This window comes from Bowmanella sp. JS7-9 (genome assembly GCF_004329715.1).
GTDB lineage: Bacteria > Pseudomonadota > Gammaproteobacteria > Enterobacterales > Alteromonadaceae > Pseudobowmanella > Pseudobowmanella zhangzhouensis.
On record NZ_JXSY01000018.1, the window covers coordinates 126626 to 142100 of the forward strand.

Genomic DNA, 15475 nt, shown 5'->3' on the forward strand with positions numbered 1-15475 from the left:
GGGCATTTTTAAAGTTTCAAACAGACAGGCTAATGACCAGAGTGAAGTTCTGAAAGTTCCCGCAGATTTACTCTGCTGCGTTTGATTGCTGTTTTTTTGAGCCGGTAAACAAACCTGAGCCTTGTCCGGAGTAATCCAATGGCTGGTCATCGCGAACGGCTTTCGTCCGTACATCCTTTTGTTGCTGAGAACGCAAATATGCGCTGGCCTGATCGCCAAAAAACGCCAGTTTCGGCTCATTGTCATCCTGTGCGGGTTCCGCCACACTGGACTCAAATGCATCTAACTGGTCGCGCAGGGCTTCACACTGATTTTGCACCGCTTCCAGCAGCAGACGGGACTCGCGCAGATGCTGCGCTGAGGCTAGCTGGAATTGCTCGCGAACACCGGCCTCATTGTCCGACGTCGCCGCGCCTTGGGCATAAAAATGTCGTGCCGCAAAAAAGCCAATAATGCCACCACCAATTAACAACAGTAGGCCAACGATGAAATCCATGAATTAATACCTCTTGTTCACTGTGCTTCTGCGCTAAATGTTACACGAAATTAGCGTCAGTCCTTTAGAAAATGTTTCGTCCCATAGTATCATTTTGCCAGAGGGCGAAGTGGACTGACGTGCACGTCGCATTTTTCAGATTATTCAACAGCATAATACGGCGCTATGACATCACATCTGTCCCCCTGGCAAAAATATCAGCAAGACCTTCAGCAGGATGGGTTTTCCCATGACCCAGCGCAGGAAAATGCAGTGATTCAACTGCAACGCTTGTATGAAGATCTGTTGGCGCAGCCGAAAGAGATCGGGGCAATGGCCAAACTGACCCGCTGGATATTACGTAATGATGCGCAACAGGAAGTAAAGGGCCTGTATTTTTGGGGCGGCGTCGGCCGGGGTAAGACCTATCTGGTCGATACTTTTTTTGCCAGTTTGCCCATCGAACATAAAATGCGCGTGCACTTTCACCGCTTTATGCACCGTGTGCATGCGGAGTTAAAAACCCTGGCGGGTCAGCAGGATCCGCTTAAAGTGGTGGCAAAGCGATTACAGCGCGAAGCCAGAATCATCTGTTTTGATGAGTTTTTTGTCAGTGATATCACCGATGCCATGATTCTGGGTACCTTATTTGAAGAACTGTTTAAAAATGGCATCGTGTTGGTTGCCACATCAAACATTGTGCCGGATGAGCTCTACCGTAATGGGTTGCAGCGTGCGCGATTCTTACCTGCTATCGATTTGATTAAACAACATTGTGAAGTGGTCAATGTGGACAGTGGCATCGACTATCGTTTGCGAACTCTCAAGCAGGCGGAGATATACCATAGCCCGCTGGATAAGGTCGCCAATGACAATTTGCATCGCTACTTTGAGCAACTGGCTCCGGAACCCGGAGAGCAGGGGCGCTTGATTCAGATAAACCAACGTGGCATTCCGACTATCCGTGATGCCGATGGGGTATTGATGCTGACATTTAAATCCCTGTGCGACAGTCCGCGCTCTCAGGCTGATTACATGGAGTTAAGCCGCATTTATCACAGCGTCCTGCTGGCCGATGTGCCACAAATGGGTGCCAATAATGATGATGCAACACGTCGCTTTATTGCCATGGTGGATGAATTTTACGAGCGCCGGGTAAAATTAATCATTTCTGCCGCCGTACCTATGACCGAGCTATATACCAAAGGACAGTTGTCGTTTGAATTCAAGCGCTGTCTGTCACGCCTGCAGGAAATGCAGTCCCACGATTATCTCGCCAGTCAGCATTTGCCGTAAATTTCACCAGGTAACACTTCAAATAGCCGCGAAACTCTGTATAATGCCGCCCCTGCCCAGTTACTGCTACAAAGGAAGGTAGCATAGTCAGCGGGTTCGAAGGGGCCAACATTGCTGGCTTGGTGTGGTTTGCTCTGGCAAATCAAATGTAAAGATTACTTATTATTTTGGGTAACGATAGATGAAAACTTTTGTTGCTAAACCAGAAACGGTACAACGTGACTGGTATGTGGTAGATGCCACTGATAAAACTCTGGGTCGTCTGGCGACTGAAATCGCTCGTCGTCTGCGCGGTAAACATAAAGCTGAGTACACTCCTCACGTTGACACCGGTGATTACATCGTTGTTATCAACGCTGAGAAAGTAACGGTTACCGGCAACAAGTCGAAAGACAAGATGTACTACCGTCACACTGGCTATCCTGGTGGTTTACGCGAAACTAACTTCGAAAAACTGCAGGCTCACAAGCCAGAGATGATCATTGAAAAAGCAGTTAAAGGCATGCTGCCTAAAGGCCCTCTGGGTCGCGCAATGTTCCGTAAGATGAAAGTCTACGCGGGTGCAGAGCACAAGCACGCTGCGCAACAACCACAAGTTTTGGACATTTAAGGGAGCATTGAGTAATGGCTGATAATCAATACTACGGTACCGGTCGTCGTAAAAGCTCGACTGCTCGTGTGTTCCTGCGTCCAGGCACTGGTAACATCGTAATTAACAAGCGTTCAATCGAAGAGTTCTTTGGTCGCGAAACTGCCCGCATGGTAGTTCGTCAACCGCTGGAACTGGTTGAAATGACTGAGAAGTTTGACCTGTACATCACCGTAGCCGGTGGTGGTATCAGTGGTCAGGCTGGCGCAATCCGTCACGGTATCACTCGTGCACTGATGGAGTTCGATGAAACTCTGCGTCCAGCTCTGCGTAAAGCAGGCTTTGTTACTCGCGATGCGCGTAAAGTTGAACGTAAGAAAGTGGGCTTGCACAAAGCACGTCGCCGTCCACAGTTCTCAAAACGTTAATTCGTTTACAGACGATGTCAAAAACCGGCTTTTACAGCCGGTTTTTTTTCGCGCTAATTCCTTGTTTATCGAATGATTTCCTTGTTTTTAGCAGGGCTTTTCTTTTATCATTTTCGGGTTTTATAAAAACCACAATAATCTAAACTTATTGTTTATTTTTAGCGCTACTCGCTAAAAAACGTTCCAAACCCTGGAGAAAAGTGGATGAGCAATACGCCCGTAGATAATGGTCGGCGTCGCTTTCTAACAGTCACGACCTCTGTCGTTGGTGCTGTGGGAGTCGTCGGTGCGGCTGTGCCTTTCGTTGCTTCCTGGAATCCCAGTATGCGTGCTAAAGCAGCTGGTGCAGATGTACAGGTAGATATCAGTAAAATTGAACCCGGTCAGCAGTTGACGGTGAAATGGCGCAGTAAGCCGGTGTGGATCGTCCGCCGTACCGCCGATATGTTAGCTGAATTAGGCAATCACGATGATCGCCTGCGCGATCCAAACTCTGACGAGCCGCAACAGCCTGAGTTTGCTAAAAATGCTTATCGCTCTTTGAAAGAAGAATATCTGGTACTGGTTGGTATCTGTACCCACCTGGGGTGTTCTCCTAAATTCCTGGCGGATGGTGAATTTGCCAAACAAGCGGAAGTGGTTGGCGTTAATAACGGCTTCTTCTGTCCGTGTCACGGGTCTAAGTTTGACCTGGCTGGTCGCGTGTTTAGCGGTGTGCCTGCACCATTAAACTTGCAGGTACCGCCATATCAATTCCTGGATGACAATACCATCCTGATTGGTTCAGCAGAGGAGAAAGCCTAATGTGGAAGAATCTGCTCGATTGGATTGAATATCGCATCCCGATGATGCGTGTGGCGAACATGCACGCCATTCAATATCCTGCGCCAAAAAATATGAACTTCTGGTACGTGTTTGGTTTCCTGGCCACCATCGTGCTGGTAAACCAAATCCTGACCGGTGTTTGGCTGACTATGAACTTTGTACCTACCGCTGAAGGCGCATTTGCCTCGGTAGAGTACATCATGCGTGAAGTGGAATACGGTAACGTGATTCGTTACATGCACAGTACCGGTGCGTCGGCGTTCTTTATCGTCGTATATATGCACATGTTCCGCGGCATGATTTATGGCTCTTATCAGAAACCACGTGAACTGCTGTGGTTGTTTGGTATGTTTATTTATCTGGCATTAATGGCTGAAGCCTTTATGGGTTACGTATTGCCATGGGGTCAGATGTCATACTGGGGTGCACAGGTAATCGTATCATTGTTCGGTGCGATCCCGGTGATCGGTGAAGACCTGACAGTGTGGATCCAGGGTGACTACGTTATCTCTGGCGCAACGCTGAACCGCTTCTTTGCATTGCATGTTATTGCGCTGCCACTGGTTATCGTGATTCTGGTATTCCTGCACATCGTTGCATTGCACGAAGTTGGCTCAAATAACCCGGATGGCGTTGAAGTTAAGCGTCCGAAAGGCAGCCTGAAAGAAGAAGAGAAAACCAAGTTCGAGATGCACGAGTACTACACCAAAAAGTACGACATCATCGACGACGTGGTGCCTTTCTTCCCGCACATCGTGCTGAAAGACCTAGTTGCATTCAGCGTATTCCTGTTTGGTTTCTGCTACATCATGTTCTTTGCACCAGAAATGGGTGGTAAGTTCCTGGAGCATCCAAACTTTGAAATCGCTAACCCGTTCAAAACCCCTGAGCATATTTTCCCTGTATGGTACTTCACGCCGTTCTACGCGATTTTGAAAGCCGTACCAGATAAGTTGCTTGGTGTAATCATGATGTTCTTCTCGATTATCCTGTTGTTCCTGTTGCCATGGATCGATCGTGGTAAGGTGAAATCATGGCGCTACCGTTGTGGTTTCCACAAAGTCAACCTGCTGGTCTTCGCTGGTGTGTTCATCTTCCTGGGTTACTTGGGTGGTACACCACAAGCGGAATGGAAAATTATCGCGTCACAGATTCTGACCGTGATGTACGTGATGTTCTTCGTATTGCTGTTCATCTACAGCAAGAATGAAAAGACCAAACCAGTACCAGCGAGGATTACAAAATGAAGAAGTTTTTAGCGGCTTTATTTGTTCTGGTACCTGGGCTGGCATTGTCAGCAGGTGGAGACGTGCATCTGGATAAGGCGCACTACGACCTGACTGACAAAGCGTCACTGCAAAACGGTGCCAAATTGTTTATGAACTACTGTCTGGGTTGTCACCAGCAGCAGTATCAGCGTTATCAGTCTACCTTCGAAGATCTGGGAATCCCGTTGGAACTGGGTCAGGAAAATCTGCAATTTACTGGTGACAAGGTGAGTTCATACATCACCAATAATATGAAACCGGCGAATGCAGAAAAGTGGTTCGGCGCGGCGATCCCAGATTTGACACTGGTAGCCCGTGTACGTGGTGCTGATTGGTTATATACCTATCTGCGCAGCTTCTATGCGGATCCTAAGCGTCCGATGGGCGTGAACAACCTGGTATTCAAAGACGTAGGTATGCCGCATGTGTTGCAGGAATTGCAGGGTCGTCCAGTTTTAGCGCACGAAGAAGCCATGGTTGATGGTGAGAAAGTTGAGCGTTATGCAGGTATTAAAGCCGAAGGCGGTTTGATGACTGCTGAGCAGTATGATGCAGCGGTATTGGATCTGGTTAACTATCTGGTTTACGTGGGTGAGCCGGGTCGTCTGGATTTGGAACACAAAGGTAAATTTGTATTGGGCTTTATCATCGTACTGTTTATCTTCGTGTACCTGCTGAAGAAAGAATACTGGCGCGAAGTACATTAATTCAGCACGAAAGTATGTATAATGCGAAAGGGGCAGTCATGCCCCTTTTTGTCGTTCATGTCGATACGATAAATTATTGAGATTGCTGTGATTTGCACTGTGCAAAGCAGAGTTCTACTGGAGGAAAGTAAATGGCTGTTGCCGCGAATAAACGTTCAATCATGACGTTGTTTTCAGACACGATTGATATCTATAGTCATCAGGCAAGAATCGTGCTGGCAGAGAAAGGTGTAGGTGTCGAGATCGTATTTGCTGATCCTAACAACCTGCCGGAAGATCTGTTGGATCTGAATCCCTACGGTACAGTGCCTACTCTGGTAGATCGCGAATTGGTGCTTTATGAATCACGCATCATTATGGAGTATCTGGACGAACGCTTCCCGCATCCACCGTTAATGCCGGTTTACCCGGTTAGCCGTGGTCAGAGCCGTCTGATGATGCACCGTATTGAGCAGGACTGGTATAGCCTGGCTCACCGCATCCTCAAAGGCGAGGGAGACGTTGAAGCTGCCCGTAATGAATTACGTGAAGCTATTCTGAGTCTTGCGCCATTGTTTGCCGATACCCCTTTCTTTATGAGTGAAGAATTCAGTCTGGTTGATTGCTACTTAGCACCATTGCTGTGGCGTTTACCGCAGTACGGTATTCAGTTAACTGGCGCAGGCAGCAAAGAAGTGACTGCCTACATGAAGCGTATCTTTGCGCGTAATTCATTTATTGCGTCGCTGACCGATCAGGAACGCGAAATTCATAATCCGCTGTGAATATGACGCCCAATCGCCCGTACCTGTTGCGGGCGTTTTATCAATGGATTGTGGACAATGAATTGACGCCCTATATCGTGGTTGATGCCACGCAGGATGGGGTTGAGGTGCCACAAGAACACGTGCGTGATGGTCAGATTGTGCTGAATATCGCACCGGGTGCCTGCAACAATCTGAGCCTGGATAATCATTATGTGTCGTTTGAGGCGCGCTTTGGTGGCGTCGCACGCCGACTCATGATGCCAGTTAATGCCATCATGGCGATATACGCCCGTGAAAATGGTGCAGGTACGATCTTCGCTGATGAGGAAGAGCCGGATGAGACTCCACCTCCGTCGCCCAAGCCTAAAGGCAAACCCAGCCTGAAGATTGTGAAATAAAAAAGCCGACTGTTGTCGGTTTTTTTATTTCTTGGAAAATGCCATCACCACTCGATTCGTTCTGCCCCTTACACTGGGATCCCACATTGGGATTGTCATTGGATCATCCAGATTTTGTAAGAAATCCCCTTCCTTGACTAACACAAAGCCCCACTGCTGCATGCGGTCTTTAATTAGCTGAGGATCGATTCGATGCAGTTCCTGCCCGCTGGTGTCAGGTGTGCCAGGTAACGCCGCATGGTCGGTTATGGCGATAATGCCATCATCTTTTAATGCACGACGTAAGGTTTGCATAAATCTGGCATCGTCGATTTTTTGCCAACCATTTTTGGCGTCTACGTGGTACAAGTCATGAAAACTGAGAAAAAACCAGATTCGGTCGTAATAGTCAGCAGGTAGATCCAGCGCATCAGTTTCCTGAGTAAGGACCCTGGCATTGGGCAGACGATTATCGGCAAAACGCTGATGAATCTTTTCCGGGCCGACATAATTAATGTATGCCTGATTATTCAGCGCATCGACCTTTCCCGCGTTACCCACAACATAAGCAGTCAGCTCGGTGTAATAGCCGCCACCGGCAAACATATCCAGCACTTTCATGCCCGGCTGCAAATCAAAAAAGCGTAATACCTGATCCGGCCGGCGCTTGGCATCCTGCTCAATATCTGCGGATGGTCTGGCCGCATGTTCCAGCGCAGCGCTTATTGGGTCGCTGGCCAGCGCGTTGGCACAGCAGATGAAGGTGGATAAAACTAGAGTAATCAGACGCATAGGTGCTCCTGTTGAGTTCATCCTAGTGTTGGCGTGATTAGCGTGCAGTACAAGTAAACAGGGACGAATGCGCTTAGGGATGCGACTAGCGTAATTGTTTACGCGGATTAATCTCTGGCTGTAATTGCCAGCTAAAGCGTTTTTGATAGCGCACACCAACCGGAGTTGATACCGACTCAAACAGATGAAATTGGTCAAACAGACAGCGAATATTCGGCTCAACTAACGGCGGCGCAGGTGGTTGCTTGCATTTACGCGCCAGCGTCAAATGCGGGGTATAACCATCGCGTGGTACATTAATGCGTGCTATCCCTCCGGCTTTTTGACTCAGCGCGACTAACTGCTGATGAGTGGGGCAATAATCATCGATACCTAACCAGAACACTTTGGGACGGGCAAAATAACCCACATGATTCAGATTCAGTGCAAATGGCGCGGGCAGTGATTGATTATTCAGGAAGCTCACCATGTCATCCACCTGACTGTGACTGGCTTCGCCTAAAAATGCCAGCGTAATATGGTAATTGCCCGCAGGCACAGCTGCGTCTAATGGCGGCAGATATTTTTGTCGCCATTGCTCGATAGCAAAGCGCGAGGCGGGACTGGGTTCCAAAGCGAAAAAGCAGCGCATAGTCATTCCTGAATATCTTCCGATTCTGCATTAAGTGCGTCTGATAAACGCGTGCAAAACTATAAATAAACCCCGGCTATGGGTAAGATCAGCCCAGTTTAACCAAAAAGTACCGTGCGCGTGTTACCAGTCGCAGAAATTTATCCTCAGTTACAACAGGCGTTGCAATCTGGCAATGTGATCCTTGCTGCGCCGCCGGGGGCGGGCAAGTCCACTTACCTGCCGTTGATGTTATTGCAAAATAACGTGTTCGCTGGCCAAAAGATACTGATGCTGCAGCCTCGCAGGCTGGCCGCTCGTAGTATCGCAGGTTACTTGGCCAGTCAGTTAGGCGAGTCACTAGGCAAGCGAATCGGCTATCGGGTTCGTGGTGAAACCAAAGTGAGCAAGGATACGCAACTGGAAATTGTGACCGAAGGGATCCTGACCCGCATGTTACAAAGTGATCCGGAACTAAGCGGCGTTGGCCTGGTAATTTTTGATGAGTTTCACGAGCGCAGTCTGCATGCGGATTTAGGCCTGGCCTTTACTTTAGAGGTGCAACAGGGCTTGCGCGATGACCTGAGAATTCTGGTGATGTCTGCCACCCTGGACGCACAGCAATTGCACAAGTTAATGCCCGACGCGGAAGTATTAAGCAGTGAGGGACGCAGTTATCCGGTCTATGAGTTGTATGTGAACGATAACTCGCAGCGGCCTGTTGCTGCCAAGATAGCTGATGTGGTTAATCGTGCATTGCAGGAACAAAGCGGCAATGTGCTGGCCTTTTTACCCGGTAGCGGTGAAATTCGTCAATGTGCCCAATTGCTGCAAGAGTGCGTGAGTGCGGATATTCAGATTATGCCATTGTATGCCGATCTGGACCGGGCCAGTCAGGACGGGGCCATTGCCCCGCCTGCGCCGGGTATGCGTAAGGTGGTGCTGGCCACCAATATCGCTGAGACCAGTTTGACCATTGATGGGATTCGGGTGGTGGTCGATAGTGGTTTGGAAAAGCAGGCCGCGTTTGATCCTGTCCGGCAAATGACGCGATTGTCTACGGTCAGAATCAGTCAGGCATCGGCCACGCAGCGAGCAGGCCGGGCCGGGCGTTTGTGTGAGGGGGTCTGTTATCGCATGTGGCCGCAAGAGCAGCAAAGTCGGCTGGTCAGTCACCATTTGCCGCAAATTGCCAGCAGTGATCTGGTTCAACCTGTGATGGAAGCGTTGGCGTGGGGGACACCGCTGATGCAATTGCCCTTGTTGGACAAGCCGCCCAAGCCATTACTGGACGTTGCGCATGCTCAGTTAGCCCTGCGCGGTGCGATGGACGATAACGATAAGCTCACGTCTTTGGGGCGCGAATTACACAAGCTGGGTACAGAGCCGGCCATTGGTGCCATGCTGTTGTTTGCCAAAACGTTTTCTAACGCACATTTAGCGCTGGCATGTGCGCTGGCGACTATTCTGGAAAACCCTGCCGCATTTCGTCGCGCCGGCGTGAGTGTGAGTCGCTGCCTGCAGCAATTGCGTCAGCAACCTAGTGGTATGGCCGGGCGTCAATATCAGCAGTGGCTGGCAAGGTTTCACCTCGATGCCGATTTGCATTGGCCAGAGCAGGATTGCGCCCTGTTATTAGCGGCGGCTAATCCCCAATGGGTCGCCAAAGGCCGCGGGTTCGGGCGCTTCGTTTTAGCCTGCGGTGCCGGCGCTAAACTGGATGAGCAGGACACTCTGGCTCATGAGAATTTGCTGGTGGTTGCGGGTTTGCTGGATACAGGTAAGGCGGATGTGCTGATTACTTTGGCCGAGCCGCTGGCGCTGGCATCATTACAACAACACATGCCCCATTTGATTACTGACGAAACTGTGTGTCAGTGGCAGGGCGAGCAGATTCGCAGCACCAGACAAACCCGGTTAGGCAAGATTGTCTTAAATGAGCAAGCGTTGAATCGCCCGGGTCCTGAGCAGTTGGCAGAACTGTGGCGAGAGCGTTTACACAGCCTGACAGCCGAGGCATTACCATTAGACGACAATGCACGGGGATTATTGCAACGCATGCGCCTATTTGCGAGCCTGGGTCTGGATGACACCTTCCCATCAATGGACGATGCCGTACTGATGGCACAGGCCGACCAATGGTTATTGCCTTATCTGCATGACAAAACCCAATGGCGTGATCTGGCTGGGTTAAATTGGACGGAGTTGCTGATGAGTCGACTCAGCTGGCAACAGCAAACTGCGTTTCAACAGGCGCTGCCGGATGCTTTCCCCATTCCCACCGGACGCAATGCAAAATTAGATTATCGAGCCAATGGGCAGGTGTATTTGAGTGTGCGAATGCAGGAAATGTATGGTCAGGCGACCAGCCCGGTATTAGCCAATGGGCGTATCGCTGTGATCGTAGAATTATTGTCACCAGCCGGCCGGCCCTTGCAAACCACTGCCGATTTAGCCGGATTCTGGCAAGGTAGTTACCGCGAGGTTCAAAAAGAGATGAAGGGACGATACCCTAAGCACTTCTGGCCAGATAACCCGGCAACCGCCCAGGCAACGGCAAAAACTAAGAAAAATATGTAATGGCAAAAAAAGCAGTAACTAAACCGACACCAACAACGACGCCACGCAGATTCTCACCTTGGCGCTGGTTTGTAGGGCATTTCGGCAAATTGTTCCTAGTGGCGCTGGTTATGGCGGCTGGCTACAGCCTGTATCTGGACGCGCAGATTAAAGCCAAATTTGACGGCAACCGCTGGCAGGTGCCGGCGCAGATCTATGCCAGACCGCTGGTACTCGAAGTCGGCAGTGATTTAACTCTGGCAGAGCTCACCGATGAGTTGCAGTTATTGTCCTACCGTAAAGTGGCCAATGTGCGCCAGACCGGGGAATACAGTGTGGTGGCGGGGCGGGTGCGCTTTATCCGCCGCGCGTTTGACTTTCCCTCTGGTCATGAGGATGCGATTGCCGTCGAAGTGAGTTTTAACGGCGATAAGGTCGCAAGTTTACGGAATTTCAGCACCCAGCAGACGCTGAGCAAAACGGCGTTAGAGCCTTGGCTTATCACCCGCCTGGTAAGTAAACAGCGCGAAGATCGAATGTTGGTGAGACTTGAAGATGTCCCCAAATCCCTGACTGATACCTTGCTTTTAGTCGAAGATCGCGACTTTTACGACCATTTCGGTATTGCGCCGTTATCTATTCTGCGAGCGCTGGTTGCCAATATCAAAGCCGGTGACAGTGTACAGGGCGGCAGTACCTTAACCCAGCAGCTGGTAAAGAATTTTTTCCTGACCCGTGATAAAAATCTGCTTCGAAAAATTAACGAGGCGTGGATGTCGTTATTGCTGGAACTGCGTTACAGCAAAGATGAAATCCTCGAGGCCTATCTGAACGAGATTTATCTGGGCCAAAATGGCAATAGCGCCGTGCATGGATTTGGGTTGGCCAGCCGCTATTATTTTGACCGGCCGCTGAATGAGTTAAATCAGGGTGAGATTGCTTTGCTGGTGGGGCTAGTCAAAGGGCCCAGTTATTACAATCCGCGTCGTTATGGGGAGCGAGCCCAGGAGCGACGCGATATGATTCTGCGCCTGCTATTGCAGGAAAATCGCATCACCACGGCAGAATACAAATCCCTGAGTAAGCAGCCAATCAAACTGGCCGATATGGGCAGGCTTCGCGGAGACAAACATCCCGCGTATATGGACAAAGTCCGGCGTGAGCTGGCAGATTCTGTGCCTGATATGCAGACCCTGGATGCAGGTGTCCGAGTGTTTGTGGCCATGGACCCGCTGGCACAGCGCCGCGCGGAAAGTGCACTGACCTCCCAACTTAGCACGTTGGAAAAGCAACGTAAGCTTAAGGATCTGCAAGGCGCCATGTTGGTCACTGATATCCGCAGTGGCGAACTGCGCGTCATTGTAGGTGATCGTGATGTGGATTTTGAAGGGTTTAACCGTGCCTTGGATGCCAAGCGTCAGGTCGGTTCAGAAATTAAACCGGCAGTGTATCTGACGGCGCTGGAAGACCCTGCGTCCTATACGCTGGCGACACCACTGGATGACAAGCCGATTCAGTTACGCAGTACCCACGGTAATCTGTGGAGCCCGAAAAACGCTGACAAACAATATCGCGGCCAGGTGCCCTTGTATGAGGCGCTGGTGCATTCGTTAAATGTGCCAACGGTTGGTCTGGGTATGCAGGTGGGGTTAGACAATGTGGCAGATATGCTATTTCGACTGGGAGTTGACGAGCCAGTCGAAGCTTATCCGGCAATGACGCTGGGTGCAGTCAACTTTTCGCCGCTGATGGTCAACCAAATGTTTCAGACGATTGCTAATGAGGGTCTGCATATTCCGCTGCATGCCTTGCTCGCAGTCACCGACAATGACAATCGCCTAATCTGGCAGCGGGATTTGCCTGCAGTGCAGCGCATTGACGCCAAGGCGGCCTATCTGATGAATTACGCGTTACACAAGGTCACCACGGAAGGTACCGCCAGGCAGCTCGGCTCAGCATTTCCCGATGTACACCTGGCAGGTAAAACCGGTACCACGGACGATTATCGCGATAGTTGGTTTAGTGGGTTTGACCGAACCAGTGTGGCCACTGTGTGGGTAGGCCGGGACGACAATCAGTCTACCGGCTTAACGGGGGCTTCCGGTGCCATGCAACTGTACGCCAGTTATCTGCATCAACAACATCCAAAATCCTTATTGCGCAGTATGCCGCAAGGGGTAACTATCACGGCCTTTGATCAGCATGGCGATATGCTGGCAGTTAACTGTCAGGCTAATCTGCGCCTGCCCGCCATTATCGATGAGCAGCGTCAGTTGCAAAATTGTCAGCCGGTTAAGCCCGCTACCGAAAAGAAATCCTGGTGGGAGAAGTTATTTGGCGGACGTTAAACCACCGGCAGTCCTGTTCAGTGCCTGTCTGCTGGGCGACGCAGTGCGATACGACGGCGGTGACAATCTGCAGGTTCATAACGCAATCCGGATTTGGCACCAGAATGATTGTATATATCGCCTCTGTCCGGAAGTCGCCGGAGGATTACCCATACCCCGTCCGGCGGCCGAAATTATCGGCGCGGGTGGCGATGCTGTATTGGATGGCAGTGCAAGGGTCGTAACGCTCGACGGCTCGGACGTTACACCGGCTTTTTTACTCGGTGCCCAGCGGACCCTGGCAGTTTGCCAGCAAAACAATATCAAAATCGCAGTGCTGACCGAGGGGAGTCCTTCCTGTGGCAGCCAACGTATTCATGCCGGTCGGTTCAGTGGCAGCAAAACTGCCGGACAGGGCGTGACGAGCGCGTTGCTGCGAACCAATGGCATTAAGGTGTTCAGTCAGCATCAATTAGATGAAGCACTGCTATGCTGGTCGTCTTTGTCAGATTGAATGCCGCTGCGTTCCAGACGTTGATCAATAAAGCTGCCAATATCCGGAGTGCTCGAACAGCGCACCATGCCGCCTAACAAACCCGTCAACAAAGATACCGCTTTATTCGCCGCTTTGTTGCAGTCCGTGTGAATGATCTTTGCCTGTAATGCTTTCTCCTGCGCAGTGCGGTCATCACCTCTTCGAACATCATGCATTGACGGCAAAGCTGCCTGCTGACGCAGTGATACAGCTTGTTCAGTCAGTTGTTGCAGAGCCCCCGCTTGTCGGTTGGCCAGTGCCCGCCCAATGGCATGCAGGTTGACAGCGTTTGTGTTATTGCTCACTGCGGTGACGTGTCTGTTTGCCTGAGCCTGATCATTATCTTTGCCTAACGGTGCCTGATCCGCTTGTTGTTCCGGGGTTGGACGCTGAACAGGTGCAGCAGCGGCATCAGGGGTATTTTGCGACACAATGGCAGGCTGAACAGGCGGGGGCGCATATTCTGCTGCGGGTTTGGAAAAATAAAGATGTGCTTGCACTGGTGATGGCCGAGCGACGGAACGTATGTCTCTGGTGGCAGGGGACTGTGATATCCAAATGCCGAGCACCACCAGATGGAGCAATAAGGACACGACAAGCGCAGACGAAAAATGAAATCTACCGGTGGACATCCCTGACTTGCCAATATTGATTATCGAATACTAGCGTTAAGACGTGGTTTGTGCGGGAAAGTTCGCTTAAACGTCTAGTGCCCCGTCCCAATCCGGGGGCAATAACTGTCCACGCATTCGGTAACAGTGACTCAAATGGTGGTTGATCACACTATCCTGAGGTTGACTGGCAACGGCCTGCTGGAAAGCGTGAATCGCTTCGTCCCAGCGCTGAGCAATACGATGCTCAATACCTTTTTCAATCAATGGCGCTATACTCAGCCTTTGTTTTCGGACATTTTCCGGCAAGTGACCGAGCAGTTCATAAATCTTCACCGGTCTTTGTTTACCTTTGACCCGCACCCAATCCAGCAGACGATAATCAATACTGTCACCCAATCCTGACGCTTCCAGCGTTTGCGCGCTGACGATGATGTCGGCATTGTATGTCGGCGTGAGCGCTTCCAAGCGCGAAGCGGTATTGACCACATCGCCCAATACGGTGCTGTCCATGCGATCTTTGGAACCCACAGTACCGAGAATCACCGGACCAAAATGCACGCCAATGCCGATATTGATGGGGGGATAATTGCAGTTGGCACGATGCTGATTGTACAGATTAAGTGCATCACGCATGGCCAGTGCGGCGCTGATAGCATCACGGCATTTATTCTCTGCGGTACCTTGTGGGTGATCGAATAACGCCATCACCGCATCGCCAATGAACTTATCAATAAAGCCGCCATATTCATGAATAGGCTGGTTGATTCGCTCGAAGTACGAATTGAGAAAATTGAGCAATTCCTGTGGCGACATTTGCTCTGACAGGCGGCTAAAACCGCGTACATCACAAAACAGGATGGCGACTTCGTCTTCGATGGCATTGCCTAATTCAATTTTTCCGCTTTGACCGCCACTTAAATGGGCAAAAAATTGATTGGGGACGAATTTTTCAAATGTTCGACTAACCTGTTGCGCTTCATCCAGCTGAGCAGAAATTTGTTGCATCATTTCTGCATCGGACTCGCTTTTGCTTGGTGTGTTGGCCGAATTATGCAAAACCTTGCGATAAAGCTCATCAAGGGAACGAACACGGCGGCTTAATCGCCAGATAATGATCGCAAATAATGCGACCAGGCCGAGCAGTAAAAAAATAAAAATGTCAGGCAAATTATTCAAATTCAGGTCACAAAAATAGCGGTTAAACAGCTCGGTTTAAGATGGCAGAAAGCGTTTTGGCTGCCAAGATTAACTTTTTAAATTATCCAAAATAATAAGGGCTTACGCTTTAATTAAAAAATCGAATTTGTAATTTTCGGTAGTCTTTGAC

General features: G+C 50.1%; 16 protein-coding genes. 11 read left to right on the forward strand and 5 right to left on the reverse strand.

Annotation, left to right across the window (positions count from 1 at the left end):
* Positions 1-67: 67 nt before the first annotated feature.
* A complete protein-coding gene (locus tag TK45_RS10060; RefSeq protein ID WP_131258524.1) occupies positions 68-496 on the reverse strand; it encodes a ZapG family protein in 429 nt (142 codons plus the stop codon).
* A gap of 165 nt (positions 497-661) precedes the next feature.
* Here TK45_RS10060 and zapE point away from each other — a divergent pair, with 165 nt between their 5' ends.
* From zapE to TK45_RS10100, 8 genes are all read left to right on the forward strand, one after another.
* Positions 662-1771, forward strand: a complete 1110-nt coding sequence (gene zapE, locus TK45_RS10065; protein WP_131258525.1) for a cell division protein ZapE — start codon at positions 662-664, stop codon at positions 1769-1771.
* 181 nt (positions 1772-1952) lie between these two features.
* Entirely contained in the window at positions 1953-2381 is a 429-nt protein-coding gene (gene rplM, locus TK45_RS10070) for a 50S ribosomal protein L13 (protein WP_131258526.1), read from the forward strand.
* A 14-nt stretch (positions 2382-2395) separates the two neighbouring features.
* Positions 2396-2788 (forward strand): 30S ribosomal protein S9, encoded by a 393-nt coding sequence (gene rpsI, locus TK45_RS10075; protein ID WP_131258527.1) that lies wholly within the window; start codon positions 2396-2398, stop codon positions 2786-2788.
* A gap of 204 nt (positions 2789-2992) precedes the next feature.
* Complete coding sequence (gene petA / locus TK45_RS10080) at positions 2993-3592, forward strand: ubiquinol-cytochrome c reductase iron-sulfur subunit (protein ID WP_131258528.1); 600 nt, start codon at positions 2993-2995, stop codon at positions 3590-3592.
* Positions 3592-4860 carry a cytochrome b N-terminal domain-containing protein gene (locus tag TK45_RS10085; RefSeq protein WP_131258529.1) on the forward strand — a complete coding sequence of 423 codons (1269 nt, stop codon included), beginning with the start codon at positions 3592-3594 and terminating at the stop codon, positions 4858-4860. Before petA ends, TK45_RS10085 begins: the two co-directional genes overlap by 1 nt.
* On the forward strand, positions 4857-5588 hold the full coding sequence (locus tag TK45_RS10090) for a cytochrome c1 (RefSeq protein WP_131258530.1): 732 nt from the start codon (positions 4857-4859) through the stop codon (positions 5586-5588). The genes TK45_RS10085 and TK45_RS10090 overlap by 4 nt, the downstream gene beginning before the upstream one ends.
* 131 nt (positions 5589-5719) lie before the next feature.
* Positions 5720-6352, forward strand: coding sequence for a stringent starvation protein SspA (sspA, locus tag TK45_RS10095; protein ID WP_131258531.1), 633 nt, complete (start codon positions 5720-5722; stop codon positions 6350-6352).
* Positions 6353-6354: 2 nt separating this feature from the next.
* Positions 6355-6732, forward strand: a complete 378-nt coding sequence (locus TK45_RS10100; protein ID WP_131258532.1) for a ClpXP protease specificity-enhancing factor — start codon at positions 6355-6357, stop codon at positions 6730-6732.
* A 24-nt stretch (positions 6733-6756) separates the two neighbouring features.
* Here the strand turns inward: TK45_RS10100 and TK45_RS10105 are convergent, their stop codons facing one another.
* Positions 6757-7503, reverse strand: coding sequence for a class I SAM-dependent methyltransferase (locus tag TK45_RS10105; protein ID WP_165490754.1), 747 nt, complete (start codon positions 7501-7503; stop codon positions 6757-6759).
* An 85-nt stretch (positions 7504-7588) separates the two neighbouring features.
* On the reverse strand, positions 7589-8134 hold the full coding sequence (thpR, locus tag TK45_RS10110) for an RNA 2',3'-cyclic phosphodiesterase (RefSeq protein ID WP_165490755.1): 546 nt from the start codon (positions 8132-8134) through the stop codon (positions 7589-7591).
* Between the two features lie 120 nt (positions 8135-8254).
* Between thpR and hrpB the strand changes: the two genes are divergently transcribed.
* Genes hrpB through TK45_RS10125 form a run of 3 tightly spaced genes read left to right on the forward strand, consistent with a single transcriptional unit; the run spans position 8255 to position 13513 of the window.
* Positions 8255-10693: an ATP-dependent helicase HrpB gene (gene hrpB, locus TK45_RS10115; RefSeq protein WP_165490756.1), complete on the forward strand. Its 2439-nt coding sequence runs from the start codon at positions 8255-8257 to the stop codon at positions 10691-10693.
* Entirely contained in the window at positions 10693-13020 is a 2328-nt protein-coding gene (gene mrcB / locus TK45_RS10120; RefSeq protein WP_131258536.1) for a penicillin-binding protein 1B, read from the forward strand. Before hrpB ends, mrcB begins: the two co-directional genes overlap by 1 nt.
* On the forward strand, positions 13007-13513 hold the full coding sequence (locus TK45_RS10125; RefSeq protein WP_254426588.1) for a DUF523 domain-containing protein: 507 nt from the start codon (positions 13007-13009) through the stop codon (positions 13511-13513). Before mrcB ends, TK45_RS10125 begins: the two co-directional genes overlap by 14 nt.
* Here the strand turns inward: TK45_RS10125 and TK45_RS10130 are convergent.
* Both TK45_RS10130 and TK45_RS10135 read right to left on the reverse strand, forming a co-directional pair.
* Positions 13468-14034, reverse strand: coding sequence for a hypothetical protein (locus TK45_RS10130; protein WP_131258538.1), 567 nt, complete (start codon positions 14032-14034; stop codon positions 13468-13470). The genes TK45_RS10125 and TK45_RS10130 overlap by 46 nt on opposite strands.
* A gap of 198 nt (positions 14035-14232) precedes the next feature.
* Positions 14233-15156: an adenylate/guanylate cyclase domain-containing protein gene (locus TK45_RS10135; protein ID WP_254426589.1), complete on the reverse strand. Its 924-nt coding sequence runs from the start codon at positions 15154-15156 to the stop codon at positions 14233-14235.
* Positions 15157-15475 lie beyond the last annotated feature (319 nt).

Excerpts from the sequence above, each read along its gene's own strand:
- zapE (WP_131258525.1), top strand. The coding sequence starts at position 662 with ATGACATCACATCTGTCCCCCTGGCAAAAATATCAGCAAGACCTTCAG.
- TK45_RS10085 (WP_131258529.1), top strand. The coding sequence starts at position 3,592 with ATGTGGAAGAATCTGCTCGATTGGATTGAATATCGCATCCCGATGATG.
- thpR (WP_165490755.1), bottom strand. The coding sequence starts at position 8,134 with ATGCGCTGCTTTTTCGCTTTGGAACCCAGTCCCGCCTCGCGCTTTGCT.
- TK45_RS10060 (WP_131258524.1), bottom strand. The coding sequence starts at position 496 with ATGGATTTCATCGTTGGCCTACTGTTGTTAATTGGTGGTGGCATTATT.
- sspA (WP_131258531.1), top strand. The coding sequence starts at position 5,720 with ATGGCTGTTGCCGCGAATAAACGTTCAATCATGACGTTGTTTTCAGAC.
- mrcB (WP_131258536.1), top strand. The coding sequence starts at position 10,693 with ATGGCAAAAAAAGCAGTAACTAAACCGACACCAACAACGACGCCACGC.
- rplM (WP_131258526.1), top strand. The coding sequence starts at position 1,953 with ATGAAAACTTTTGTTGCTAAACCAGAAACGGTACAACGTGACTGGTAT.
- petA (WP_131258528.1), top strand. The coding sequence starts at position 2,993 with ATGAGCAATACGCCCGTAGATAATGGTCGGCGTCGCTTTCTAACAGTC.
- TK45_RS10100 (WP_131258532.1), top strand. The coding sequence starts at position 6,355 with ATGACGCCCAATCGCCCGTACCTGTTGCGGGCGTTTTATCAATGGATT.
- TK45_RS10135 (WP_254426589.1), bottom strand. The coding sequence starts at position 15,156 with ATGATGCAACAAATTTCTGCTCAGCTGGATGAAGCGCAACAGGTTAGT.
- TK45_RS10105 (WP_165490754.1), bottom strand. The coding sequence starts at position 7,503 with ATGCGTCTGATTACTCTAGTTTTATCCACCTTCATCTGCTGTGCCAAC.
- TK45_RS10090 (WP_131258530.1), top strand. The coding sequence starts at position 4,857 with ATGAAGAAGTTTTTAGCGGCTTTATTTGTTCTGGTACCTGGGCTGGCA.
- rpsI (WP_131258527.1), top strand. The coding sequence starts at position 2,396 with ATGGCTGATAATCAATACTACGGTACCGGTCGTCGTAAAAGCTCGACT.